This window comes from Celeribacter arenosi (assembly GCF_039539485.1).
GTDB lineage: Bacteria > Pseudomonadota > Alphaproteobacteria > Rhodobacterales > Rhodobacteraceae > Celeribacter > Celeribacter arenosi.
Genome location: NZ_BAABDF010000005.1, coordinates 64,863 through 90,344, shown reverse-complemented (window position 1 = coordinate 90,344; position 25,482 = coordinate 64,863). Strand labels below are relative to the sequence as shown.

The window sequence follows — 25,482 nt, the reverse complement described above, 5'->3', positions numbered from 1 at the left end:
ACCAAACGATTGAAAAGCGGCGTCTTAGGGCGCCGCTTTTTTCTTGGGCGCCTCCCCCTGAAACTGCCGCAAATTGCGATTCTGACAGTGGTCTGGACTGCTCGACAGAGGATTCAAACGGCTGCTCGGCACAATTGCTGCTTAAAATTGTAGCAATTGCTCCTTTTTTGATGGAATTTAAACCGGCAACCTCGATTGGAGTGCGCTGAGCACGCCGGTCTCTCGTCACGCCACCGGCGCAAGGCCATCTTGGGCGCTGAAATTCACAAGGGGAGTTACATGTTTACGAAACCATTCGCCGCCATCGCGGCCCTCGCGCTGTCCACAACCGCGCTCGCCGCAGAGACAGAGATGCCATTCGCGCTGGACTGGAAATTCGAAGGTCCTTCTGCGCCCTATTTCGTCGCCATCGACAATGGTCACTTTGCCGCCGCCGATCTTTCCGTTGAGATCAGCGCAGGCACCGGATCGCTCGACGCGATTCCGAAAGTTGCCACAGGCGCCTTCCCCGTCGGGTTTGCCGATATCAACTCGCTGATCAAATTCCTCGACCAAAATCCCGGCGCGCCGGTAACGGCCGTGATGATGATCTATGACGCGCCACCCTTTGCCATTGTGGGCCGCAAATCGCTCGGGATTGAAGCGCCCAAGGACCTCGAGGGGCACGTGCTCGGCGCGCCGCCACCCGATGGCGCATGGGCACAGTTCCCGATCTTTGCCGCCGAGAACGGTCTCGATATGGAAAAGATCACGGTTGAGCCGGTTGGTTTTCCGACACGCGAACCGATGCTGGCCGAGGGTCAGGTGGATGCCGTCACCGGCTTCTCCTTCTCCTCCTACCTCAACCTTGTGCGTCTCGGCGTGCCTGAGGATGACATCTCGACCATCCTGATGACCGATTATGGTCTCGACCTTTATGGCAACGCGATCATCGTCAACACCGACTTTGCGGCGACAAACCCGGAGGCCGTCACCGGCTTCCTCACCGCCGTTGCCGCCGGTTGGAAAGATGCCATCGCTGATCCGGCCAAAGCCGTCGAGAGCCTGATCGTGCGTAACCCCGCAGCGGATGCGGCATTGGAAACACGCCGCCTCGAACTCTCCATTGACGCCAATGTCGCGACTGATTTCGCGATGGCGAACGGTCTCGGTGGAATTGACGCGGATCGCTTTGCAAGCTCGCTCGAGCAGCTGAAGATGGTCTACGAATTCCAGGCCGAGCCAGATGCAGCGGCCTATTTCACCGATGCGTATCTGCCTGCCGCAGACGCGCGGATGCTGAAGTAATCACGCGATTGCACATATTGAACGGGCGGGCCCAAGATGCGGCCCGCCCGACGAATAACCGGGGGCGACGATGGAAAATCTCATTGAAATCAAAGGCGTGACACACGCCTACTCGACCGAGGACGGCCCATTACCGGTTCTAAAAAATCTCAACGTCGCCGTTCCGGAGGGCCATTTCTGCGCCGTGGTCGGACCCTCGGGTTGTGGCAAATCCACACTCACGCGCCTGATCGCGGGGCTGATGAAGCCCGATGAAGGCGAGGTTTGGCTGCATGGTGAGCGGGTAACATCGCCGCGCTCCACGGTCGGCATGGCGTTTCAGAACCCGGTGCTTCTCGAATGGCGCTCGATCCTGCAGAACGTTTTGTTGCCACTGGAAATTGTGCCCAACAAAATGACCCGGAAACAAAAGGAAGAGCGCGGTCGCGAACTTCTCGCCCTTGTCGGGCTGGAGGGGTTCGAGGACAAAAGACCTTCCGAGCTATCAGGCGGGATGCGCCAACGTGCCTCGCTATGCCGTTCTATCGTCCACAAACCCGATGTGCTGATCATGGACGAACCGTTCGGCGCGCTGGACGCCTTCACCCGCGAGGACCTGTGGCAAACCATGCACCGTCTGCGCGAGGAGGAGCCGTTTACCGGCGTGTTGATTACGCACGACCTGCGCGAGAGCGTGTATCTCGCCGATGAGGTCGTCGTCCTGTCGGGCCGTCCGGCGACAACGCAGCATGTCGAAGACGTCAAACTGTCGGGACGCACCGACCTTGAAGTCATCTACACACCCGAAGCGACCGACATACTCCATCGCCTTCGCCACCAGATCGAAATCGCGCAAGGCCGCGCCAAAGACGGGGAAGCCGCGTGATGAACAAGACGCTGGGGAAAATCGCAACGCCGCTCATCGCCATCACCGTTTTCCTCGCGCTATGGGAATTCCTCGTCTGGGTGAAAGGGTGGCCAAACTACAAAATGGCCTCGCCGTCCGACCTCGTCCCCGCTTTCATAAAATACTGGCCGCTGTTCCTCGAATACGGTTGGGATACGCTTTGGCGCACGGTTGTGGGATTGCTGCTGGCGGTCATTGTCGGCACGTTAATCGGCATGGTGATGGGGTTTTCGCGCATGATGCGTGACGCGCTTTACCCGCTCCTCGTCGGCTTCAATGCCATTCCCAAGGCCACGCTGGTTCCCGTCATTGCGCTGATCTTTATCGGGCAGCACGACTTCAACACCATTCTCATCGCCTTCATGATTTCCTTCTTTCCGATCTCCGTGGCGGTTTCCATTGGCCTGTCGACCTTGGAGCCGGAATACCGCGACATCCTGCGCTCGCTCGGCGCATCGAAATGGACGATCTTCTGGAAAATCGCCCTGCCCAAAACGCTGCCGGAATTTTTCGGGGCGCTGAAAGTAGCGGTCACGCTGGCCTTTATCGGCACCAACCTGATGGAGATCGTTGAGCCGCATGGTCGCGGCCTCGGCCACCTCTTTGACAGCGGGAAAATCAATGCCGACTATCCGTTGATGTTCGCGGTTCTGATCGCCTTGGCGTTTCTGGGGATCGTTCTCTACTACATCGTGGTGGGGCTGGAGAAAATCTTTGCCGGATGGGCGGAACGTCCGCAGGGTTAAGCACACTCTTGCGAATCCGGCCCATGTCACCTATCTGTCACCTTGAGAGGTTGGCGCGGGCGAGCGCCTCGCCAACCCGGTCAGGTCCGGAAGGAAGCAGCCGTAACGAGCCCCGCTTGGGTCGTTGTCCAGCCTCTCACCCGAACCCTTTTGTGCAATCCAACCGAGGAGATCATCAATGACTGTTGTTGAAAACACCCCTCGGGCGGCCTGCGCCTAAGGCACATCCCATTTCAGGTCAGCCCGAGATCACATCACCCCACCGCACAGGCGGATGTGGGTTCATGATCCCGTTCCCTAAGGCAGACACATGACACCTGACCTCAAAATTCTCGGCTGGACGCAGTTCTTCACCAGCCAGCTTTCCACCGACGAAATCGAAACCCTGACGCCCGTACGCATCGCCGAAGTGCGACGACGCAGCCTCATCGCGCTCAAAGCAGATCTGTCGCGCGAAGAGCGTCCGTTGACAGGCGAGTTGGTTGCGACCGATTTCGCGGTGGGCGACTTTGCGTTGATCGATCCCGACCGGATTATCCGCCGCCTTGATCGACGCACGCTGATTTCGCGCAAAGCCGCCGGACCGATGTCGCAGGCGCAATTGATTGCGGCCAATATCGACACGTTGTTTATCACCACCTCGTGCAACCACGACTTTAACGAAGCACGGCTGGAACGCTATCTCGCCATCGCGATCGAAGCCGAGGCGACGCCCGTTATTGCCATCACAAAGGCAGACAAGCCCGAAGACATCACCGCCGAAGAATATGCCGAGCGCGCACGCGCGATCTATGACGGGGCGGCGGTCATCGTTCTCAACGCCAAAGACCCCGACGCCTTCGACGAACTGGCGAAATACTGCAGCACGGGTCAAACGATTGCCCTCGTCGGGTCGTCGGGTGTGGGGAAATCCACCATCGCGCGCGGGTTGACGGGTCTCGATATCGACATCGGGGACATTCGCGAAGACGACGCCAAAGGGCGCCACACCACTACGGCTCGTTCGATGTATCGGATGCTGGCAGGTGGATGGCTCATCGACACACCGGGCATGCGCGAATTGGCGTTGCACGATGCGTCGGAGGGGATTTCGACCCTCTTTGAGGACATCACCGATCTCACCACCGCCTGCAAATTCTCCGATTGCGCCCATGACACCGAACCGGGCTGTGCGGTGCGCGCGGCACTTGACGACGGCAGTCTTGATGCTGATCGACTTGCCCGTTGGCGCAAGCTGGTCGAAGAAGACACGCGCAACTCCGAAACCATTGCCGAAACCCGCCAACGTGGGCGCAAATTCGGAAAAATGGTCAAGTCCGCAATGAAGGTCAAAAGCGCCAAGCGGGGCGAGTGAAACCCGCTTGCGGGGGGGCGCGGGCCCCCTTACCCTGACGCGCGACCATGGGAGTGCACGCATGACTGAGCAATCGACAGGATACAGGGTTCTGGCGCGGAAATACCGCCCCGAAACCTTTGCAGATCTCGTCGGTCAGACCGCGATGGTGCGCACGCTAAAAAACGCGTTTGAAGCCAACCGGATCGCGCAGGCCTTTATCATGACCGGCATCCGCGGTACGGGGAAAACCACCACCGCGCGGATCATTGCAAAGGGTCTCAATTGCGTCGGACCTGACGGAACCAGCGGCCCGACAACGGAGCCTTGTGGGCAATGTGATCCCTGCCGCCAGATCATGGAAGGCCGTTTCATCGACGTTCTCGAAATCGATGCGGCCTCCTCGACCGGTGTCGATAATATCCGTGAACTCAACGCGATGGCGCACACGCGCCCGTCCGTGGGACGGTTCAAAATTTTCATCATCGACGAAGTTCACATGCTGTCCACCAGTGCGTTCAACGCCCTGCTGAAGACGCTTGAGGAACCACCGCCCCATACAAAATTCATCATGGCGACGACCGAAATCCGCAAGGTGCCGGTGACGGTCCTGTCGCGGTGCCAACGGTTCGACCTGCGCCGGATTGAGCCAGAGGACATGATCGGCCTCATGCGCCGGATCGCGGGGTCCGAGGGTGGCGAGATTTCTGATGACGCTCTTGCGCTCATCACACGCGCGGCCGAAGGGTCGGCGCGCGATGCGACTTCGCTTCTCGATCAGGCGCTGAGCCATGGTGCGGGTGAAACGACGGTCGAACAGGTGCGTGCCATGCTCGGCCTTGCTGATCGCGGGCGGGTTCTCGACCTGTTCAACCTGATCATGTCAGGCGATGCGGCAGGGGCGTTGGAGGAACTCGGCGGTCAATATGCCGATGGTGCGGACCCATTGGCCGTGCTGCGCGATCTCGCGGAAGTAACCCACTGGGTTTCAGTCATCAAAATCACGCCGGGTGCCGCAGAGGACCCGACCGTGTCCCCCGACGAGCGCACGCGTGGTCTGGAAATGGCCGAGAAATTGCCGATGCGGGTGTTGTCGCGGATGTGGCAAATGCTGCTGAAAGCACTCGAAGAGGTGTCCGCCGCGCCCAACGCGATGATGGCCGCCGAAATGGCCGTGATCCGTTTGACGCATGTCTCCGATCTACCCACGCCAGAGGCGCTCCTGCGCAAACTTGACGACCAGAACCCACCGCCGCGCCCGCCGTCGGGCTCCGGTGGTGGCGCCTCTGCGGGCGGTGGTCAGACGACAGGTGCGATGGGGCGACCTGCGGGCGGATCGGGAATATCGCATGGACCAACGATGTTGGCACAGGCTGCTCCCGCCGAGGCACCCGATACCGCGCTCGCGCGCTATGCACGGTTCGAGGATGTGGTTGAATTGATCCGGCACAATCGCGACATGAAGCTGATGATCGAGTTGGAAAAACACGTACGTCTCGTGCGCTATCAGCCGGGTTTTGTCGAATTCGAGCCGACGGACAATGCGCCTTCTGATCTGGCCGCACGCCTGTCGTCTCGCCTGCAAAGCTACACCGGCCGCCGTTGGGGTGTGTCGATTGCACAGGCCCCAGAGGGCACACGCACGATATTCGAAGTGCGCGACGCCGCGCGGATCGCTCTGGAAGAACAGGCAAAGGCACATCCGCTCGTCGCCAAGGTTTTCGAATTGTTCCCCGATGCAAAAATTGCGGGAATTCGCACGCCAGAGAAAATCGCAGCCGAGGCCGCGTCAGCCGCGCTCGAAGAAGTTGAAGATGAATGGGACCCGTTTGAAACGGAATGATCCCGGTGACAATCGAAAGGAAAATATGATGTTCAAAGGTCTCGGTGGCCTCGGCGATATGGCCGGTATGATGAAAAAAGCCAAAGACATGCAGGATCAAATGGCCGAGCTTCAGGAGCGGTTTGACCAGATCACAGTCACCGGCGAAAGCGGCGCTGGTTTGGTGAAGGCGACGGCGACAGCAAAGGGGCAATTGACCGGTCTCGACATCGACCCGTCGATTTTCCAGCCCGATGAAAAGGAAGTGGTTGAGGACCTGATTCTCGCCGCGATCAAGGATGCGCAGACCAAAGCCCAAGAACGCGCGCAGTCGGAAATGCAGAAACTGACAGAGGGCCTCGGCCTGCCTGCCGATTTCAAGATGCCATTCTGAGCCAAACGTGAGCCAGGCGCCCAGCGATATTGACGACCTGATCGACCTGATGGCGCGCCTTCCGGGTTTGGGCCCGCGTTCGGCGCGCCGGGCAGTGTTACGCCTGATCCAGAAGCGCGGGAAGTTGATGCAGCCGCTGGCACAGGCCATGCAGGGCGTAGCGGACACGGCCCGCGAGTGCCTGCAATGCGGCAATATCGGATCGGACGATCTATGCAAAATCTGCGCGTCCGAAAAGCGCGCAAATGGCGAAATCTGTGTGGTGGAGGATGTGGCCGACCTCTGGGCGATGGAACGCGCGGGCGTGTTTGGCGGGCGCTACCATGTATTGGGTGGCACGCTCTCCGCGCTCGACGCCATTGGTCCCGAGGACCTGCGCATCCCCGCGCTTGTGCGTCGTGTCACAGAGGAAGGCATCAACGAAGTGATCCTTGCGCTGAATGCGACCGTGGATGGCCAGACAACCGCGCATTACATCGCCGATGAACTAGCAGAGCGCTGCGCGGTGACATCGCTGGCCCAAGGCGTGCCCATCGGTGGCGAGTTGGACTACCTCGACGACGGGACAATCACCGCCGCGCTCAAGGCGCGAAAAGGGTTCTAGCACCCTCCCCCATCACCCCGACCATCGGACACGAAAAACCCCGGCCATTTCGGACCGGGGTTTGAGACGTTTCAGAAATCGCTACGCGATCACTTGTCTTCGTCTTCGTCGTCATCGTCGTTATCGGGCAGGTTAAAGAACGTGTCCGCATCAGGTACGGAGCGGTCTTCTTCCTCTTCGCGCGCAAAGCTGAACCCTTCGAGGCCCGCAATCGCGGTCGGGATCTTGCTTTCGCTGTCGGCACCGAGCGACTGTTCGGTCGACAAGAGTTTGCGGCGCTCGTCGTCAGACATTGCCGACCCTTCGGCTGCGCGTTTCGCGCTGGCCTTTTGAACGGCGGCATCGAGTTCGGACTGTTTACACAGGCCCAGCGCAACCGGATCGATCGGCTGCATGTTGGCGATGTTCCAATGCGTGCGCTCGCGGATCGACTGGATGGTAGGCTTCGTGGTGCCGACCAGTTTGGCGATCTGCGCGTCGGCCAGCTCGGGGTGGAATTTCACCAACCAGAGGATCGAGTTTGGACGGTCCTGACGTTTGGACAGCGGCGTGTAGCGCGGGCCACGGCGTTTCTCTTCGCCAACAGCGGCTGCGTTGAACTTCAACGACAAGGGCTGGGCGGGATTGGCCTCTGCCTTTTTGATTTCATCTGCGGTCAGCTGGTTGTTGGCAACGGGATCGAACCCACGCACGCCAGCTGCGACATCGCCATCAGCGATGCCTTGGACTTCCAACTCGTGCAGACCGCAAAAGGCGGCGATCTGTTTGAAGCTCAGCGTCGTATTGTCGACGAGCCAGACGGCGGTGGCTTTCGCCATGATCGGTTTTGCCATGGTGATTCTCCTTCGAAATTCGCGACCCCGGATGCAACTTCTCCGTCGCCTGAAAAGGCTTTCCCGGCTGGCGGGACGGTTCTCGTTGTCGGGGAACTCGGGCGGTGTATAGTCCGTCTTGGGATCAGAGGGAAGAAAAAATGCGTCAACGATTGGTGAACCTGCTCGCAGCACTCCTGCTCGCGGCGCCTGTATATGCCGAAGGTGAGCGCGCAGGAGACTTTGACTACTACGTTTTGTCTCTGTCCTGGTCGCCAACCTGGTGTGCGCTGGAAGGTGACGCCAGAAATTCACCGCAATGCGATCGGCCATTGGGATGGGTTCTGCACGGGATGTGGCCGCAGTATGAAAAGGGGTGGCCGTCCTATTGCAATACAACCGCCCGCGACCCTTCCAGGAGCCAGACCCGCGCCATGGCCGACATCATGGGGACCAACGGCGCCGCATGGTATCAGTGGAAAAAGCACGGGCGCTGTTCGGGTCTGTCGGCGGAGGAATTCTTTGCCGCCTCGCGCGACGCCTATGAGGCGGTGACACGTCCGGAGGCGTTTCGCAAACTGCCCGACGACATTCGCCTGCCCGCCTCCGTTGTTGAGCAGGCGTTTCTCGCCGACAACCCCGACCTAGAGGCGGACGGGATCACGGTGACATGCAAATCCGCGCGCATTCAGGAGGTCCGCATCTGCCTGACCCGTGACCTCGATCCGCGCCTGTGTGGCGAAGATGTCGTGCGCGACTGCACGCTCGACGACGCGCTGCTCGCCGATATCGATTGATCCCTAAACGCCGCCGCGAATGCTCGGGCGCACCGACTTTTGGTAGTAGTCTTTGAGTTGCGCGTGCAAACCCGTGGGCAGTGGCGCCATCTCTGACGCGCGCGCATTGCTCTGGACCTGACGCGCACTCGAACAGCCGGCGATGATCGTGGAAACCGCATCGTGATCGAGGATCCAGCGCAGGGCCGACTGCGCCATTGGCACATCGGGCGGCAGCATCCCGCGCATGCCCTCAACCAGATCGATGCCCTTCTCAAAGGGGATGCCGCCAAAGGTTTCCCCGACCGAGAACGCCGCCCCGTCACGGTTGTAATTGCGATGATCGCTCTCGGCGAAGTCGGTGTCTTTGCTATATTTTCCCGCGAGCAGACCGGAGGCCAAAGGCAGGCGCACAATGATGCCCACATCGGCCTTTTTGGCATCGTCGAACAGCTCCCAAACCGCATCTTGGCGAAACAGGTTGAAAATAATCTGCAACGTCGCGAGGCCTTCGTGGCGCAGGCAAATCTGCGCTTCCTCGATGGTTTCGACCGACGCGCCCCAATTTTTGCACAGACCATCAGACTGCAACCGATCCATCACCGCAAAAACGTCGCCCTCGCGCAAACGCTCCGTGGGTATGCAATGGAGCTGGATGAGGTCGACGCACTCCACGCCAAGGTTTTCGCAGTTCTGTTCGAGATGCGCACGCACCATGTCATAGCCGAAATCGCTGGCGTAGATTTCACCGTTTCGCCCGAGTTTCGTAGCGACGGTCAGGCCATCCACCTCTTTGAGGTAGCCCCCGATTACCCGCTCTGAACGCCCGCCTCCATAGACATCCGCGGTGTCGAAAAACGTAACACCCGCCTCTGTCGCGGCGCGCATGGTTTCGCGTGATGTGTCATCCGTCGTCGGGCCGAAGTCGCCCCCGAATTGCCAACACCCGAGCCCGATTTCGCTGATCTCGTATCCGGTTTTGCCTAAGCGTCTGGTCTTCATGTCATTCATCCCACGTCGGACACCACGGCCCGTTCACGAGGCGCATCCCGCGCTCTAGCCCGCGTAGTTTTGTCATATCCTCGCCGTCCAGTTCGACATCCTTGGCGGCCAGATTTTCTGCGATGCGTTTCGGGTTTCCCGACGAGGGGATCACAACGTGGCCCTCATGCATCAGAAAGGCGAGCGCGATTTGACCGTTGGTGGCACCATGTTTTGCGGCGACCCCCGCGATCACAGCGTCATCCGTGACAGCCCCGCGCGCGAGAGGCGAATAGGCAGTTACCGAGATGCCCTTTGCCCGCGTGTATTCGACGATGGGGTGATTTTGCATGAACACATGCGCTTCGACCTGATTGGTCAAAAGCGAACGATCGCCGAGCAGTTCGAGAGCGCGGTCGAGGTAGTGTTTGGTGAAGTTCGAGACGCCGATGTGTTTGGTCAGGCCTGCATCAAACACAGCCGCGAATTGCGCCATGTAATCTTCGATGTCGTATTCGTCGTTGATGGACGGATAGTGCAGCAAGAGCAGGTCCACCTTGTCCACGCCCAGCTTTTCGAGAGAGGCCTCCACATGGGGGCGGATCTGGCCGGGGCCAAAGCTTTCGGGGGCGACCTTGGTCGTCAGGAAGTAATCGCCTCTGGATACGCCGCTATCTTTGAGCGCCTTGCCGACGAATTCCTCGTTATTGTAGCCCTCGGCGGTGTCGATATGGCGGTAACCCGCCTCCAATGCCGCGATTACACCGTCGTAGCATTCCTGATCCGGGCGGTTCCAAGTTCCGTAGCCGATTTGCGGAATCGGACCGATCATCTTCACGTCAGCCATCATTGCCTCCCTCATTGTCTGGTATACCAAACCGTTCCACAAATGGACGCGCAGCGCCAGACAAGAGGGTGCACAGGGGGTGTCAGGAAATTTCCAGAACGATCTTCCCTATATGCGCACTGCTTTCCATATGGGCGTGGGCAGCCGCCGCCTCTGCCAAGGCATAGGTGCTATCGATCACCGGACCCACCTGCCCCGCCTCGATCAGAGGCCAGACTTTCGTGAGAAGAGCATCGGCGATCTTTGCCTTGGCCATGTCCGATTGCGGGCGCAACGTTGAGCCGGTGAGGGTCAGCCGGCGCATCATGATCTGCGCAAAGTTCACCTCCGCCTTGGACCCTCGCAGGAAGGCAATGTTCACCAGTCGACCGTCGGTTGCGAGCGCTTTGATATTGCGCGGGATGTAATCGCCGCCCACCATGTCGAGGATCAGATCGGCTCCACCGACCTCTTTCATCACGGCGACAAAATCCTCGTCGCGATAATTGATCGCCCGCTCCGCACCGAGGCGCACACAGGCATCGCATTTCTCATCCGATCCGGCAGTCGCAAAGACCCGCGCGCCGAAAGCGCGCGCCAGCTGTATCGCCGTCGTCCCGATACCTGATGAACCACCGTGCACGAGGAACCTCTCCCCCGCGATCAGGCCGCCGCGTTCAAACACGTTGGACCAGACGGTAAAGAACGTCTCCGGCAGGCATGCTGCCTGTTTGAGGCTCAGCCCCTTTGGGACGGGCAGCGCATGTGCGGCGGGTGTGGCCACAAATTGCGCGTACCCACCTCCTGGAAGGAGCGCGCAGACCTGATCGCCGACAACCCATTGGCTCACCGCGGCCCCGACTGCCACAACCTCGCCTGCCCCCTCCAGACCGGGCAAATCTGACGCGCCGGGCGGGGGATTGTAGAGGCCGGCACGCTGGAGCGCATCTGGCCGGTTCACCCCCGCATAGGCGAGTTTGATGATGATCTCGTCGGCCCTTGGCTCTGGCCGTGGGCGCTCACAAAGGCGCAGGACTTCGGGTCCGCCCGCTGCGGAAATTTCAATAGCTTTCATCATCATGGCTTGGTCGTTGTCGTTCCTGGGACATCGTCGCGGCGTGCGCCCGCGGGTGCCTTTATCAGGCCGAGAAACGCATTTGGCAGCGCAAAGAGCGTAGAGAGCGCTTTGTTGTCACGCACCGTGGCCTTGGCCTTTTCGATCTGCATGACATCCCCGATCCGCCGTTCGAGGAAGTCGCGGGTTGCCGTGAAATCTTCGCTGTCATCGCCGAGCCAGAACAACATCGTCGATCCGATCACACCCGATAATGTGGCCCGCTTTGTGTACCAGTTCACGTCTTGTGAGGTATCGCCAAGCAGGTTCCAGATTGCGTCCGCCGTCTCCCAAACCAGTCGCGTGCCTTCGGGGGCGGTGTGCGGCAGTGAGTAGAGCGACATGCCCCGCCGAACGATTTCGCGATCAACGACCTGCATGCGGACCCAAACGGCATGGGTCACGCGGTCGGTGAACCGCATTGCAGACAGGTCCTCCGCCTCCAGCGTCTCCACCATCTGGCGATCACCGCGTTTATGATAGGCCGCCGCGAGGTCGAGCGACCCACGTGGCGCGGATACACGGGCAAGCGCCTGTGATACACCCGAATCGGCGACGGCCTTTTTAAAGGTGTCCGGCCCCCAGCCATCGAAAATCACATTGGGAAGGGCGGCATCGAGAAGTTTCTCTCGGGTCGGGTCGGGATAGGCGCGGGCGGGCATGGCTTTCTCCTCAGCGGCTCACGTTCGATAGTAGACAAGTTAGGTTGCCTTTGCTATACGGCCACCTCCTGCAAATCCTTGCAAAATTAACCTAGAAAGGTGGTGACACCACATGCAGGTATCGGTTCGCGATAACAACGTTGATCAGGCTCTTCGTGCTCTCAAGAAGAAGCTGCAGCGCGAAGGCGTATTCCGCGAAATGAAGCTCAAGCAACATTTCGAGAAGCCTTCCGTTAAAAAAGCGCGCGAAAAGGCGGAAGCCGTTCGTCGTGCTCGCAAGCTGGCTCGTAAAAAAGCACAGCGCGAAGGTATGCTCTAAGAGCGTTGACGCTTGAACCGGCTCACATTGGGTCGTTCATTACGAAACCCCCGTCCACTTCGGTAGGCGGGGGTTTTCTTTTGTCGGGTCAGATCTTTAGCTGATCCATCTCGGCGTCCGAAAACACCCGCGACTGGATGACGAACCGCTCCGATCCGCCATTGTCGAGCGAAAAGGCCGCGCCCGATCCGGGGGCAGATGCGAGGATGATCTGGGTGTGCTTCCAGACCTCGAACTGTGCGCCCGACATCCAGAAATCCGCGCCATCAATGACACCCAATTGAACGTCGTGGGGCCCGAGGGGAAACTCGCCCACCGGATAACACATCGGGGCAGACCCATCGCAGCAGCCACCCGATTGATGAAACATCACCGCGCCATTTTGCGCCACGATACGGGCCAAGAGAGCGCGGGCATCCGCAGTAGCGATCACACGGTCGGGAATCATTTGGTCCTCCTGTCAGGGGTGGTGGGTCGAACCCGATCCGCGCAAAAGCGGCATTGCACAGGGTTTCGACGTAAAGTGTCACGGGACGCGGCCAAAATTTCCGCGCCCCGCGACCAGTCGAGGCACGCGCAGGGGAGTTATCTGCGCATGCCGGGGGAACAAAGTCAGAAAAAGCCGACTTTGTTGGGGTTGTAGCTGACCAGCATGTTTTTGGTCTGCTGGTAGTGATCGAGCATCATCTTGTGCGTCTCGCGCCCGATGCCGGACTGTTTGTAGCCCCCGAAAGCCGCGTGTGCGGGGTAGCTGTGGTAGTTGTTCACCCAAACGCGGCCCGCCTGAATGCCGCGCCCGAAACGGAAGCAGGTATTGGCATCGCGTGACCACACCCCCGCGCCGAGGCCGTATTGCGTGTCATTGGCAATTTCGAGCGCTTCGTTTTCGTCCTTGAAGGTGGTGACGGACAGGACAGGGCCAAAGATCTCCTCTTGGAACACACGCATCTTGTTGTGCCCTTTGAGAATGGTCGGCTGGATGTAATAGCCGCCGTTCAACTCGCCCCCCAGAGAGGCAGCGCCACCACCGGTCAGCACCTCGGCACCCTCTTCGCGGCCGATATCCATGTAGCTGAGGATCTTGTCGTGCTGCTCCTTGGAGGCCTGCGCCCCCATCATCACTCCCTCGGCACGCGGATCTCCCATCAAAATGGCCTCGGTGCGTTTGATCGCGCGCTCCATGAATTCGTCATAGATGTCTTCGTGGATCAGGGCGCGGGATGGGCAGGTGCAAACTTCGCCCTGGTTGAAGGCAAAGAGCACGAAACCCTCGATCGCCTTGTCGAAATAGGCGTCGTCTTCGCGGCACACGTCCTTGAAGAAGATGTTGGGGGATTTGCCGCCGAGTTCGAGCGTCACCGGAATGAGGTTCGCAGTGGCGTATTGCATGATCAAACGACCGGTCGAAGTTTCACCCGTGAAGGCGATTTTCGCGATCCGGTTGGACTGCGCGAGCGGCTTACCGGCCTCAAGCCCGAACCCGTTGACGATATTGAGCACGCCGGCAGGCAGGATGTCGGCGATCAGTTCGGCAAAGACCATGATCGCGGCGGGCGTTTGCTCTGCGGGTTTGAGCACGACGCAGTTGCCCGCAGCAATCGCAGGTGCCAGTTTCCAACACGCCATCAACAACGGGAAGTTCCATGGAATGATCTGACCAACGACGCCCAGCGGTTCGTGGAAATGGTAAGCGATTGTGTCCGCGTCGATCTCGGACATGGTGCCTTCCTGACTGCGCAGACAGCCCGCGAAGTAACGGAAATGGTCAATCGCGAGCGGCAGGTCGGCGCCGACAGTTTCGCGGATCGCCTTGCCGTTGTCCCATGTTTCGCATGTGGCCAGCAGGTCGAGGTTTTCCTCCATCACATCCGCAATTTTGAGCAGGATATTGGAGCGCTCGGTTGGCGAGGTGCGACCCCAAGCATCCTTGGCCTTATGGGCCGCATCCAGCGCGAGTTCGATATCCGCCGCATCGGAGCGGGCGATATCGTTGATCTTTGCGCCTGTGATCGGGGTGACGTTTTCAAAATAGCGCCCGTTCACTGGCGCGACGAATTGGCCGCCAATAAAGTTGTCGTATTTTGACTTAAACGGCGATGAAAATTCAATTTTAGTGTCTGAAATGACGTTCATGGGTGATCTCCTCCTGTGACGGCGTTCATTGCGCCGGTCATGGGAAGAGATTAATGCCCGCAGGATACCTCGCTACCCCGCTCAAGAAGGTGGGAGGGACAACCTGTCTCACACCTGAGACAGGTCACACTCAGTTTTCGTCGATTGAGAGCCGCTTCATACGGCGATAGAGCGTCGCACGCCCAATTCCGAGGTCACGGGCAGCGGCGGAGAGGTTTCCATCGGCACGCGCAATGGCGCGCTTGAGCGCGGCACGTTCGGCACGTTTAAGAGCGCTGAGCGTCGTATCGCGCCCCAGAATATCCGATGCGGGAAGCGGGTCGATCACGGTGCCCACACCCAAATCAAACATCCGGCGCACAGAACGGGTCGCCCCGACCACCAGATCATCGTGATCCACAGCGAGCAGGCCTGCGCCTTCGCCGCGATCCGTTGATGCGGCGATGATGCGCGCTTTGGGAAAGGCGGCGCGGAAGGCGTCGACTTCGATTTGCTTGGCGGTCTGCGCCACGACGCCTGCGATCAGTCGCGCATAGGCTTCGGTCTGGTCCGCGCGACACGACGACACGTCGAGCGCGGCGATCAGCCTCCCGTCAGGTCCGAAAATCGGGGCATCCATACAAGACATACGCGTGTTGCGCGCGAGGAAATGTTCGCTCCGATGGATCGTGATCTGGCGCTCCTCGGCCAGACAGGTGCCGATACCGTTCGTGCCTTCGGACGCTTCCGACCAATCGGCCCCGTGCCACAGGCCCCATTCTTCAAATGTCTGCGCATCCCCATCGCGCGTTCGCAAGTCGAGCACGACACCATCCTGATCGGTCATCAACACGCAGCATCCCGCGTTACCGACCATTTGGAACAGCGTGTCGAGTTTGGGCGAAGCGATATCCATAAAGCCGCCCAATTTCTCGCGTCGCTGTCGGGTTTCAAAGGCCCCGAAACGGCGCGGGGCGTCAGAGATAGCCGGATTGAGGCCGTGTCTTTTCAACGACCGCCGCCAGGACGCGGTCAGTCGGGTGCCAACGGACCCTGATTCCACTGCGGAAATCACCATATCTGTGTGAACTGTGCTCATCTGATCCGCCTCCTCCCAAACGCGGATAGAGATTTACGTAGCACGGCGATTGCGGTTTCGGCAAATGCCGCAGGTCAGACTGGCAAGGCGGTGGTTTTGAAAACGGTGCGCATGGCGAAGGCCGATTGCATTTTCTGCACGCCGGGCAGGGTCACGAGGCGGCGATGGATCTGCGCGAAATGTTCGGTGTCGGAGGCCACGACTTTTAACATGTAGTCGGCGGTTCCTGCCATCAGGTGACATTCCAGAACATCCTCGACACGCGCCACCGCCCGCTCGAACGCCGCCAGCGTTTCATCGGTCTGGCTATCGAGCGTGACCTCGACAAAGACCGTCGAGCGCCGGTCAACGTGACGGGGGTCGAGAAGAGCCACGTAGTCGCGAATGATGCCTTCCGCCTCGAGCCGCTGGATGCGGCGATGCGAAGCGGATGTGGACACATTGACCGCTTCGGCAATATCCGCATTCGACATACGGCCTTTTCGCTGCAAAACCCGCAGAATGCGGCGATCCGTGTCGTCGAATTTGGCCATCGGTGGATTTCCTGTCGGCTTGGGAAAGGTATTTGCAACAATTTCCCACATCGCCACCGGAAGGCAAGGCATGAAAAAACCCGCCGGAATTCCGGCGGGTTTTCAATTCTAGACTGTCGAAGAATTACTTCTTGGACAGGGAGTCACGAATTTCGAGCAGGACGTCGAGTTCGGAAGGACCAGCTGGCTCTTCTGCAACTTCTTCGTCTTTCGTGTTGGCGTCTTTCACTTTGTTGACATAGCGAACGAGCATGAACACCACAAATGCGATGACCAGGAAGTTGATGATCGCCATGATGAAGTTACCATAGGTGAAGACTGCATCACCCACAGAAGCCTGCAAGCCGGCGAAATCAACGCCGCCGAGGAAGATTCCGATCAGCGGGTTGATCAGGTCGTCCACAAGGCTACCAACGATTGCGGTGAAAGCGGCGCCGATGATGATACCGACTGCCATGTCCATGACATTGCCCTTGGCAATGAAATCTTTGAATTCTTTAAGCATTTTGTCCCTCGAGAAGTACGTTTTATTGGCGAACTGCGACAGGTTGGCGCAGTGCTGCACACTTATTAACACACACACGCACAGGCAGTAGGGGTTTTTCTTGGCATTTGTTCACCCTAACTCCTCAGTCTAACTGCAGAAAGAAACCCGATGTCCAATTCCCTGAACCACGCAATTACGCAACGCTGGCCCGCCCAGAACCCTGACCTGATCCAGCTCTATTCTTACCCGACGCCAAATGGCGTGAAGGTGTCGACCGCGCTCGAAGAAATGGAACTGGCTTATGAGCCGCATCTGGTTTCGCTCTCGGATGTGGACGTCAAGAGCGATGAATTCCTCGCGCTCAATCCCAACAACAAGATCCCCGCGATTATTGATCCGAACGGTCCAGACGGCCAGCAGGTCGAATTGTTCGAATCCGGCGCGATCCTGATTTATCTCGCCGAGAAGACCGGAAAGTTCCTCTCGACGGATCCCAAGACCCGCTATGAAACCATCCAGTGGCTGATGTTCCAGATGGGCGGCGTGGGTCCCATGTTCGGGCAGCTCGGGTTTTTCTACAAGTTCGCGGGGTCCAAGATGGACGACCCGACCGCACGCGACCGCTACATCGGTGAGGCAAAGCGCCTTCTCAATGTGGTCGAAACGCGACTCGAAGGTCGGGACTGGATTTCCGGCGACTACTCGATTGCCGACATGGCGCTCGCACCCTGGCTCAACGCGCTCGATTTTTATGGCGCAAAAGAGGTGACGGGTTTCACCGAGCTCAAAAACGTACCCGCCTATGTGGACCGTTTCTTTGCCCGTCCCGCCGTGGAACGCGCCAAGAAGATTCCAAACCCCGCAAAGTAACGGGTTTCAAAGCGCGCCGAATACACCCAGCGCTTCTTCGAGCTCGGTTTCCTCATAGCCGAAGTGGGATTTTATGACGGCCTCAAGCTGTTCGAAAACCTGCTTCGCTGTGAGGAAGGTCTCCCGCCCCGGCGATTGGACGAGTTCGACCGCAGCGCCATAGAGATGGTCCAGCAATGCGTGGACAACATCGTGTTCGGTGCGCAGCTTTGCCACGACGGCGGTAATCGCGTCGTTGCCACCGGCCTCAAGGCGCACGAAGGTATAGTGCTCTTCGATATTGTGATGCCCCGACAGGATCGCGCAGGCGCGCCCGCAGAGGTTGCCGAAGGTGGCGAGATTGCGGGCCATTTCCATCTGGGGGACGGCTGTGACGAGGGCGGCAGGTTCGGCTTCGCCACGTTCGATCTGCCCCATCAGGCGCCGTATCGTCACCAGTTCGAGCATATGGGCGCGGTGGATCGCGGCGAGATGCCCCCCGACCGCGCGATCACGATCGGTGGCCTCGGGGAGCGGCGGTGCCTTAGGGCGACCCTGTTCGTCCAACGCGTCGAGCGCGTCACGAACGCTGTCCCATGGGCCCTGCGCACTCATTCGGGCAGTGTTCCTTGCAAAACATAGGTGAGAATTTGTACCACCTGCTGAGGCGTTTCGCAGACCGCGAGGGCGGCAGCATCCACCTCCTTGAGGGCGTGACTATGTTCTTCGCCGTGCATCACGATGAGCGCTTTGCCCAGCGCGGCGGCATAGCCCGCATCAAATGCCGCGTTCCATTGCCGGTATTTTTCGCCAAAACGCACAACTACCACATCTGCGGCCTCAATTGCGGTGCGGGTGCGGATCGCGTTGAGTTTGGCGCCTTTGTGGTCGTGCCAGAACTTCTGATCTTCCGCGCCGAGGATCGCCACGCCGCAATCATCGGAGGCGGCATGATCGGTAACCGGCGCTGTAAACGACAGGTCGAGGTCGCGCGCACCAGCAATGATTTCATCGCGCCAGTCGGTATGAATTTCGCCGGAAAGATAGATCTTCATGTTCAGGTCCCTTCGTCATGAGAAAGGGGCACTGTGCGCGCCCCTTCTTCAGTTTTCAAATTCCCATCTAGACCGATCAGCCGCGAAGAACACCACCGGTGGCTTTTTCGACCTTCGCCACGATTTTGGCAGAGATTTCTTCGAGGTCTTTGTCTTTTAGCGTCGTGTCCGACGGTTGCATCCGGACGGTGATCGCGAGGGATTTCTTACCTTCACCGAGGCTACCACCGATGAATTCGTCGAACACCCGCACGTCTTCGATCAGTGCCTTGTCCGCGCCTGCGGCGGCGTTCACGAGGTCGAGCGCGTTGACGTCCTTGTCAACGACGAAGGCAAAGTCGCGTTCGACCGCCTGCAGATCGTTGGTGAAGAATGCCTGACGCGCAACCTTGCCGCCACGTGGGAAGGGGGCCGCTTCGAGATAGACAGAAAAGGCAACCGCAGGACCTTTGACGCCCATTTCGCGCAGCACCTTCGGATGCACTTCGCCGAACTGGGCGAGCACCTTTTTGGGACCGAGGCAGATTTTTCCCGACCGCCCCGGATGGAACCAAGCGGAGGTGTCGCGCAGGATTTGGGCCTTCGCGGGTGCACCGATTGCGGCGAGAACCGCCTCGGCGTCTGCCTTTGCGTCGAACACGTCGATGGCGCGACGGGATCCGTGAACGTCCTTGGGACCCGTAGCACCGACGAGCAGGCCGGCGAGTTGCAAATGTTGCTCACCCGGCTCCCCACCGTGGAACGCGGGGCCGACTTCGAACAGGGCGAGATCACCAAAACCACGCGCCTGATTACGGCTGGCAGCCTGCAACAAACCGATCAGGAGATCGGGGCGCATATGGCTCATCTCCGAGGAAATCGGGTTTTCGAGGCGCACTTCATCCGTGCCGCCACCAAAGAGCGTGGCGCTTTTTTCGTCCACGAAGGAGTAGGTCACGCATTCGTTGTAGCCCAAGGCGGCCGCTTGGTGACGGGCCGCGTTTTCGCGCACCTGCATCGGGGTCTGGATCTGGCCCGCAACACCTGCGGGACGCGTCATCGGTTTAGGTTCCAAATGCGTCAGGCTTTCAACACGCGCGACCTCTTCGACGAGGTCGGCCTCACCCATCACATCCATGCGCCACGATGGCACTTTGGCCATATCGCCGTCCATGTCGAACCCGAGAGCCGTGAGGATTTCAACCTGACGGGCGGGCGCGATTTCCATGCCGACGAGGCTTTGAACGCGGTCGGTGTCGAGACGGTAAACGCGGTCGAGAGCAGGCGCGTCACCTGCGACCGTGACCTCGGAGGCCTCGCCGCCACACAGATCGAGGATCATGCGTGTTGCGTCCTCGATTGCTTGGCGGTTGTAGGCGGCGTCGATGCCGCGTTCGTTGCGATAGCGCGCGTCGGAATTGATGCGCAGCGCGCGACCCGCTTTTGCGATGTCGAGCGTGTTCCACACAGCCGCTTCGAGGAAGACATCGGTGGTCTCCTCGGTCACGCCGGTTTCCTCGCCGCCCATGATGCCGGCGATGCTCTCGACCTTACCCCCTGCCGAAATCACCATCGCGCCCTCAGGCATCGTGTAGGTTTTTTCGTCGAGCGCGACGAGCTCTTCATCGCCTTTCGCACGGTGGATGGTGACGCCGCCCTCTACCTTACCGGCATCAAAGACGTGCAGCGGGCGGTTGCGGTCGTAGGTGAAGAAGTTGGTGACATCGACGAGCGCGGAGATCGGGCGCAGACCGATCGCGCTCAGGCGATCCTGTAGCCACTGCGGGCTCGGGCCGTTTTTGACACCACGGATCAACCGACCGGCAAAGGTGTAACAGCCGTCTTCGGCACCCGCGGCAATGGTCACAGGGATCGGGTTCGGATAGGCGCCCGCGACGGATTCAACGGGCAGCGGTTTCAGCGTGCCCAGACCCCGTGCGGCGAGATCGCGTGCCACACCGTAAATGCCGAGCGCGTCCTGACGGTTTGGCGTAATGGCAATCTCGATCACCGGATCGACCTTGGAGGGGTCGTGTTTGGCGAGGTAGTCGGCGAATTCCATGCCGATCTCGCCGCCCTCCAGTTCGATGATGCCGTTGTGTTCGTCCGACAACTCCAGCTCACGCTCGGAGGCCATCATCCCGTGGCTTTCGACGCCGCGGATTTTACCGACCGAAATGGTGATATCGAGGCCGGGGATATACATGCCGGGCTTGGCGAGCACGGCCGTGATGCCCGCGCGCGCGTTCGGGGCGCCGCAGACGATCTGGGTCATGCCCTCGTCGGTTTCAACCTGACACACGCGCAGCTTGTCGGCATCGGGGTGGGCATTGGCCTCTTTGACCTTGACGAGCTTGAATCCTTTGAGCTTTTCAGCCGGATTTTCCACGCCTTCGACTTCGAGCCCGAGATCGGTCAGCGCGTAAAGGATGTCATCGAGGCTCGCCTCGGTTTCCAGATGCTCTTTGAGCCAGGACAGCGTGAATTTCATGTCGTCGTCTCCTTTTCCCGCCGATGCGGGGGGATCATTGCGGCGTTATCTTTCGCCGAGATCCTCAACCAGTTCGAATGTTTCAAACACCAACAGAGTGTCGGGGTCCAATGTGCCGTTTTTGCCAAAGGCCTTGGCGGTGCGTTTGCGCCATGCGTCGAGGTCGGCATCTTCGCCCTCGGCCAATGCCATGGCGGGGGTCACGCGGCGGAACTTGACCTTATCCACGCTCACGGTGCGCACCACGGCGGCGGGGGTGCCATCCCAATTGGCGATGATATCGCAGCGCCCGACCTGTGGAAGGGAATCGGCGTCGCCCTCAAACTCAGCCCACGGCAGGCAGGTCGCGGTTTTCTTGCCCGCAGTGACGAGTTTATTCAGGTGCGCCACACGGCCCTCTGTCTCGGCCAGACGAAAAGTGCCCGCGCCGGGATAGGTGACTTGGAGGTCTTCCATGTTGTCGTCGGTGGTCATGGCGCGGTCCGTGAGTTGAGGTAGGAGATCATCAAGGTCATGTCAGTTTGATCTCCGTGCAATAGCCTGTTCGAGCGTCATTTGGCGGCAACGTTCATTTTCGTGCCCGCCGAAAAACTCACCCACTTATCCCCCCCGCCAGCGTTGGAACGCTCAGCGGTGAAAACCCGTAGTGGCGCAGCCAGCGCAGGTCGGAGTCAAAGAAGGCGCGCAGGTCGGGGATGCCGTATTTGAGCATCGCCAGACGGTCGATGCCCATACCAAAGGCAAAGCCCTGCCATTCAGCCGGATCAATCCCGCCCGATTTCAACACATTCGGATGCATCATGCCGGAGCCGAGGACTTCGAGCCAATCATCGCCTTCGCCCACAGTCACGGTGCCGTTTTCCCATTTGCACTGGATATCGACCTCTGCTGAGGGCTCCGTGAAGGGGAAGTGGGAGGCGCGAAAGCGGGTTTTGACGTTGGTGCCGAAGAAGGCGGTGAAGAACTCTTCCAGCACCCATTTGAGGTTCGCCATGGAGATGTCTTTGTCGATCGCCATGCCTTCGACCTGATGGAACATCGGGGTGTGGGTCTGGTCGTAGTCGCAGCGATACACACGGCCCGGCGCGATGACGCGGATCGGCGCGCCTTGGTCCAACATAGAGCGGATTTGCACGGGGCTGGTGTGGGTGCGCAGCACATTGGGGGGGCGATTGTCGCCCTCACCGCGGTGCATGTAGAAGGTGTCGTGCTCTTGGCGCGCGGGGTGATGCGGCGGGATGTTGAGCGCGTCGAAGTTGTGCCAGTCATCCTCGATCTGCGGGCCTTCGGCGACGGCGAAACCGAGATCGGCGAAAATCGCGTAAATCTCTTGGGAAACGCGGGACACCGGATGGATCGTGCCCTGCGGACGCCGGCGCGCAGGCAGCGTCACGTCGAGCCATTCACCCGCCAGACGTTCGTCCAGGGCGGCATCTTCGAGCGCGACTTTTTTGGCGCTTAGCGCGCTGTTGATTTCGTCTTTGAGCGCATTGAGCTTAGGGCCCTGAACCTGACGCTCTTCGGGTGTCATTTTACCCAATTCACGCATGGCCAGAGCCACTTCGCCCTTTTTGCCGACGGCCTGAAGACGGATGTCTTCGAGCGTCGCTTCGTCGCCTGCCGCGTTGATCGCGGTGAGGTATTTGGCCTTTAGATCGTCCATGCCCGACCCCTTCTTTTCACTTGCCCGTGGCATATCATGCGCGGGCTGAAAAACAAGAAGCCGCGAGACCCTTTTCAGGTCCGCGGCTTCCCTAAGTTCTGAACCCTGATCGGGTGCTTACGCGAGCGCGGCCTTCGCCTTATCGACGATGGCTGTAAACGCTTCGGGCTCGTGGATCGCGAGATCGGCGAGGACTTTACGGTCCACTTCGATACCGGCGAGCGACAGGCCGTTGATGAACTTGGAGTATGTCAGCGCTTCGTCGTGGCTGCGAACAGCTGCGTTGATCCGCTGGATCCACAGAGCGCGGAAGTTGCGCTTGCGGTTCTTACGGTCGCGCGTTGCGTATTGGTTCGCTTTGTCGACGGCCTGCGTTGCAGTGCGGAAGTTCGTGCTGCGCGCGCCATAATAGCCTTTTGCGGCTTTGATGACTTTGCGGTGACGGGCGTGGGTTACAGTACCACCTTTGGTGCGGGACATGTGTCTGGCTCCTTCTTAACGGTCGTACGGCATGTAGGACTTCACGATCTTCGCATCAGGTGCGGAGAGCGTGGTGGTGCCACGTGCGTCACGGATAAATTTCGTTGTACGTTTGATCATGCCGTGGCGTTTGCCGGCCTGACCTGCTTTGACTTTGCCAGAGGCAGTCATTTTAAAGCGCTTTTTGGCGCTCGACTTGGTCTTCATCTTGGGCATTTCCATCTCCTTTAGATCGATGGTTATTACGCGCGACTCGGCATGCCACTGTCGCCGGCCACGCACCATGAGCGCGTGCATCTACATCCCCGAAAGACGTTTGACAAGCGCGAAGACGTGATTTCCTAGAAGATCCGCCCAATCACGCGATAAACCGTGTCTGGCAGATCGGTAATTGTGTAGCCGCCCGGATGCTGTGTGATCGCCAAAACGATCAACCCGCCACCCAGCATAAGCAGGATCGCGGCGGCACGGGGCGGACGCGAATCCGAAAACGCGCCGATCACGGCAGGGACCGACAAAAGTGCAATGATCGAGCCGAGTACAAGAAACAGATCGGTATCAAGCGAATTCATGTCGGACCCCGCGCGTGATTTACGCGGCCATTATTCGGGATCGGTGTTAAAAATCAACCGCTCCTCGCAGGGAGCGACCCGAAGGATGTTGGTCGAGCCGGGTTGGTTGAACGGAATGCCGGCTGTGACGACGATCTTGTCGTCCTCGGTTGCGAACCCGGAGGTGCGTGCCGCACGTGCAGCATTTACCACGGCCATTTTGAACCGTTCGACTTCGCCGGTCATCACACAATGCATGCCCCAATACAGACAGAGCTTGCGCGCCGTACCGCGTCGCGAGGTCATCGCAATGATCGGCACATGCGGGCGTTCGCGCGCGGTGAGGGCAGCGGTTGTGCCGCTCTCGGAGTAGCACACGATGGCTTTCACATCGGTGGTTTCGGCAATCTCGCGCGCCGCCGACACAATTGCGTCCGCGACGGTGGTTTTGACCGCATTGCGCGAGGCGTCGATGACTTCGCGATAGACGCTGTCGCTTTCGACCTCCATCGCCACGTTGTTCATCGTAGTAACCGCTTCGATCGGATAGTTGCCCGCAGCAGATTCAGCCGACAACATGATTGCATCCGCACCTTCGTAAATCGCGGTCGCAACGTCGGAGACCTCAGCGCGCGTTGGCATCGGGCTCTCGATCATCGACTCAAGCATCTGTGTTGCGACGATGACGGGTTTAGCCGCCGTGCGACATTTGCGAACGAGGCGTTTCTGGATCGGCGGAACGGCCTGAACCGGCAGTTCGACACCCAGATCGCCACGCGCAACCATGATGCCATCGGACACAGCGAGGATATTGTCGAAATCTTCGACCGCCGATGGCTTTTCGATCTTCGCGAGAACCGAGGCGCGGCCTTTGACGAGGTCTTTCGCTTGCAGCACGTCTTCGGGACGCTGCACAAACGACAGGGCGACCCAGTCGACACCGAGTTCGCAGACGAACTCGAGATCTTTGAGATCCTTTTCCGAAAGCGCCGCGAGGGGCAGCACAACGTCAGGAACGTTCACACCCTTGCGGTTGGAAATTGTCCCACCGACAACGACAACGCAGTTGGCATAATCGTCACCGCAGTCTTCGACTTTCAGGCGGATTTTGCCGTCATTCACCAACAGGTTTGCACCCGGGCGCAAAGCGGCAAAAATTTCGGGATGGGGAAGCTGGACGCGTTTCCCGTCGCCAGGCGCATCGTCGAGATCGAGGCGGAATTTATCGCCGTCTTCGAGGTCATGCGCGCCGGTGCCAAATTTGCCCACGCGCAGCTTTGGACCCTGAAGGTCGGCGAGAATGGCGATCGGTCGACCGAGGTCGGTCTCGACCTTGCGGATGATCGCATGGCGCACGCGGATTTCGTCGTGCTCTCCATGGCTCATGTTCAGGCGGAACACATCGGCTCCGGCCTCCGAAAGAGCACGGATTGTATCGTAATCGTTCGAGGCCGGCCCCAAGGTCGCCACGATCTTCACATTTCGAAGGCGTCTCATATCAGCCTTACTTCCTTTCGGTCATTGTCTCGTTCGCGGTGGGCCACCTCTTCTATGCCGCAAAGGTGGGCGCGGCACAACTGGCCCTTTCCGATCAAACCGCCTAGATAGGGGATGACAGCCA

The 25,482-nt window shown here is 59.4% G+C and carries 29 protein-coding genes and 1 other RNA gene; 11 read left to right on the top strand and 19 right to left on the bottom strand.

Annotated features, from left to right (window positions below; genetic code table 11):
• Positions 1–279: 279 nt before the first annotated feature.
• The 8 genes from ABD815_RS05530 (at position 280) to recR (ending at position 7,072) form a co-directional block, all read left to right on the top strand.
• Positions 280–1,287, top strand: a complete 1,008-nt coding sequence (locus ABD815_RS05530) for an ABC transporter substrate-binding protein (protein WP_344844652.1) — start codon at positions 280–282, stop codon at positions 1,285–1,287.
• Between the two features lie 70 nt (positions 1,288–1,357).
• Positions 1,358–2,152, top strand: a complete 795-nt coding sequence (locus tag ABD815_RS05525; protein ID WP_344844649.1) for an ABC transporter ATP-binding protein — start codon at positions 1,358–1,360, stop codon at positions 2,150–2,152.
• Positions 2,152–2,919, top strand: coding sequence for an ABC transporter permease (locus ABD815_RS05520; RefSeq protein ID WP_344844647.1), 768 nt, complete (start codon positions 2,152–2,154; stop codon positions 2,917–2,919). Before ABD815_RS05525 ends, ABD815_RS05520 begins: the two co-directional genes overlap by 1 nt.
• Positions 2,920–2,963: 44 nt before the next feature.
• Positions 2,964–3,060: signal recognition particle sRNA small type (gene ffs, locus ABD815_RS05515), an RNA gene on the top strand.
• Positions 3,061–3,229: 169 nt separating this feature from the next.
• Positions 3,230–4,273, top strand: coding sequence for a ribosome small subunit-dependent GTPase A (gene rsgA, locus ABD815_RS05510; RefSeq protein ID WP_344844644.1), 1,044 nt, complete (start codon positions 3,230–3,232; stop codon positions 4,271–4,273).
• A gap of 61 nt (positions 4,274–4,334) precedes the next feature.
• The gene (locus ABD815_RS05505; RefSeq protein WP_344844640.1) at positions 4,335–6,095 is read left to right on the top strand and encodes a DNA polymerase III subunit gamma/tau; all 1,761 of its coding nucleotides are present in this window, start codon (positions 4,335–4,337) and stop codon (positions 6,093–6,095) included.
• A gap of 28 nt (positions 6,096–6,123) precedes the next feature.
• The gene (locus ABD815_RS05500) at positions 6,124–6,468 is read left to right on the top strand and encodes a YbaB/EbfC family nucleoid-associated protein (protein WP_344844637.1); all 345 of its coding nucleotides are present in this window, start codon (positions 6,124–6,126) and stop codon (positions 6,466–6,468) included.
• A 7-nt stretch (positions 6,469–6,475) separates the two neighbouring features.
• Positions 6,476–7,072, top strand: a complete 597-nt coding sequence (recR, locus tag ABD815_RS05495) for a recombination mediator RecR (RefSeq protein ID WP_344844634.1) — start codon at positions 6,476–6,478, stop codon at positions 7,070–7,072.
• A gap of 89 nt (positions 7,073–7,161) precedes the next feature.
• Here recR and ABD815_RS05490 read toward each other — a convergent pair whose 3' ends face one another.
• The gene (locus ABD815_RS05490) at positions 7,162–7,905 is read right to left on the bottom strand and encodes a DUF1013 domain-containing protein (RefSeq protein ID WP_344844631.1); all 744 of its coding nucleotides are present in this window, start codon (positions 7,903–7,905) and stop codon (positions 7,162–7,164) included.
• Positions 7,906–8,045: 140 nt separating this feature from the next.
• On the opposite strand from ABD815_RS05490, the gene ABD815_RS05485 reads away from it, so the two are divergent.
• Positions 8,046–8,681: a ribonuclease T2 family protein gene (locus tag ABD815_RS05485; RefSeq protein WP_344844629.1), complete on the top strand. Its 636-nt coding sequence runs from the start codon at positions 8,046–8,048 to the stop codon at positions 8,679–8,681.
• Positions 8,682–8,684: 3 nt separating this feature from the next.
• Here ABD815_RS05485 and ABD815_RS05480 read toward each other — a convergent pair whose 3' ends face one another.
• From ABD815_RS05480 to ABD815_RS05465, 4 genes are all read right to left on the bottom strand, one after another.
• Positions 8,685–9,662: an aldo/keto reductase gene (locus ABD815_RS05480; protein ID WP_344844625.1), complete on the bottom strand. Its 978-nt coding sequence runs from the start codon at positions 9,660–9,662 to the stop codon at positions 8,685–8,687.
• Between the two features lies 1 nt (position 9,663).
• Entirely contained in the window at positions 9,664–10,488 is an 825-nt protein-coding gene (locus ABD815_RS05475; protein WP_344844623.1) for an aldo/keto reductase, read from the bottom strand.
• A gap of 82 nt (positions 10,489–10,570) precedes the next feature.
• Positions 10,571–11,542, bottom strand: a complete 972-nt coding sequence (locus ABD815_RS05470) for an NAD(P)H-quinone oxidoreductase (protein WP_344844868.1) — start codon at positions 11,540–11,542, stop codon at positions 10,571–10,573.
• A gap of 2 nt (positions 11,543–11,544) precedes the next feature.
• A complete protein-coding gene (locus ABD815_RS05465) occupies positions 11,545–12,243 on the bottom strand; it encodes a COQ9 family protein (protein WP_344844620.1) in 699 nt (232 codons plus the stop codon).
• Between the two features lie 112 nt (positions 12,244–12,355).
• Between ABD815_RS05465 and rpsU the strand changes: the two genes are divergently transcribed.
• Positions 12,356–12,562, top strand: coding sequence for a 30S ribosomal protein S21 (rpsU, locus tag ABD815_RS05460; protein WP_058263026.1), 207 nt, complete (start codon positions 12,356–12,358; stop codon positions 12,560–12,562).
• A gap of 88 nt (positions 12,563–12,650) precedes the next feature.
• On the opposite strand, the gene ABD815_RS05455 is transcribed toward rpsU, so the two are convergent.
• The 5 genes from ABD815_RS05455 to mscL form a co-directional block, all read right to left on the bottom strand.
• Entirely contained in the window at positions 12,651–13,010 is a 360-nt protein-coding gene (locus ABD815_RS05455; protein ID WP_344844606.1) for a DUF779 domain-containing protein, read from the bottom strand.
• A gap of 164 nt (positions 13,011–13,174) precedes the next feature.
• Positions 13,175–14,695, bottom strand: coding sequence for an aldehyde dehydrogenase (gene adh / locus ABD815_RS05450; RefSeq protein ID WP_344844604.1), 1,521 nt, complete (start codon positions 14,693–14,695; stop codon positions 13,175–13,177).
• A gap of 130 nt (positions 14,696–14,825) precedes the next feature.
• A complete protein-coding gene (locus tag ABD815_RS05445) occupies positions 14,826–15,773 on the bottom strand; it encodes a GAF domain-containing protein (protein WP_344844600.1) in 948 nt (315 codons plus the stop codon).
• 74 nt (positions 15,774–15,847) lie between these two features.
• Positions 15,848–16,306 (bottom strand): Lrp/AsnC family transcriptional regulator, encoded by a 459-nt coding sequence (locus tag ABD815_RS05440; protein ID WP_344844597.1) that lies wholly within the window; start codon positions 16,304–16,306, stop codon positions 15,848–15,850.
• A gap of 124 nt (positions 16,307–16,430) precedes the next feature.
• Entirely contained in the window at positions 16,431–16,811 is a 381-nt protein-coding gene (gene mscL / locus ABD815_RS05435; RefSeq protein ID WP_344844594.1) for a large conductance mechanosensitive channel protein MscL, read from the bottom strand.
• A 150-nt stretch (positions 16,812–16,961) separates the two neighbouring features.
• Between mscL and ABD815_RS05430 the strand changes: the two genes are divergently transcribed.
• Positions 16,962–17,663 carry a glutathione S-transferase N-terminal domain-containing protein gene (locus ABD815_RS05430; protein ID WP_344844590.1) on the top strand — a complete coding sequence of 234 codons (702 nt, stop codon included), beginning with the start codon at positions 16,962–16,964 and terminating at the stop codon, positions 17,661–17,663.
• Between the two features lie 6 nt (positions 17,664–17,669).
• Here ABD815_RS05430 and ABD815_RS05425 read toward each other — a convergent pair whose 3' ends face one another.
• The 9 genes from ABD815_RS05425 to pyk all read right to left on the bottom strand — a co-directional run bounded on the left by ABD815_RS05425 (position 17,670) and on the right by pyk (position 25,358).
• Positions 17,670–18,257 (bottom strand): hemerythrin domain-containing protein, encoded by a 588-nt coding sequence (locus tag ABD815_RS05425; RefSeq protein ID WP_344844588.1) that lies wholly within the window; start codon positions 18,255–18,257, stop codon positions 17,670–17,672.
• Positions 18,254–18,703, bottom strand: coding sequence for a YtoQ family protein (locus tag ABD815_RS05420; protein WP_344844866.1), 450 nt, complete (start codon positions 18,701–18,703; stop codon positions 18,254–18,256). Before ABD815_RS05420 ends, ABD815_RS05425 begins: the two co-directional genes overlap by 4 nt.
• Before the next feature lie 70 nt (positions 18,704–18,773).
• Positions 18,774–21,167 carry a phenylalanine--tRNA ligase subunit beta gene (gene pheT / locus ABD815_RS05415; protein ID WP_344844583.1) on the bottom strand — a complete coding sequence of 798 codons (2,394 nt, stop codon included), beginning with the start codon at positions 21,165–21,167 and terminating at the stop codon, positions 18,774–18,776.
• Positions 21,168–21,212: 45 nt separating this feature from the next.
• Positions 21,213–21,641 (bottom strand): ASCH domain-containing protein, encoded by a 429-nt coding sequence (locus tag ABD815_RS05410; protein WP_344844580.1) that lies wholly within the window; start codon positions 21,639–21,641, stop codon positions 21,213–21,215.
• Between the two features lie 118 nt (positions 21,642–21,759).
• Positions 21,760–22,830 carry a phenylalanine--tRNA ligase subunit alpha gene (pheS, locus tag ABD815_RS05405; protein ID WP_344844578.1) on the bottom strand — a complete coding sequence of 357 codons (1,071 nt, stop codon included), beginning with the start codon at positions 22,828–22,830 and terminating at the stop codon, positions 21,760–21,762.
• 117 nt (positions 22,831–22,947) lie between these two features.
• Positions 22,948–23,310 carry a 50S ribosomal protein L20 gene (gene rplT, locus ABD815_RS05400; protein WP_344844575.1) on the bottom strand — a complete coding sequence of 121 codons (363 nt, stop codon included), beginning with the start codon at positions 23,308–23,310 and terminating at the stop codon, positions 22,948–22,950.
• Positions 23,311–23,325: 15 nt separating this feature from the next.
• On the bottom strand, positions 23,326–23,526 hold the full coding sequence (gene rpmI, locus ABD815_RS05395) for a 50S ribosomal protein L35 (RefSeq protein WP_066602414.1): 201 nt from the start codon (positions 23,524–23,526) through the stop codon (positions 23,326–23,328).
• Positions 23,527–23,651: 125 nt separating this feature from the next.
• A complete protein-coding gene (locus ABD815_RS05390; RefSeq protein WP_344844568.1) occupies positions 23,652–23,882 on the bottom strand; it encodes a hypothetical protein in 231 nt (76 codons plus the stop codon).
• Between the two features lie 30 nt (positions 23,883–23,912).
• Positions 23,913–25,358, bottom strand: coding sequence for a pyruvate kinase (gene pyk / locus ABD815_RS05385; protein WP_344844565.1), 1,446 nt, complete (start codon positions 25,356–25,358; stop codon positions 23,913–23,915).
• Positions 25,359–25,482 lie beyond the last annotated feature (124 nt).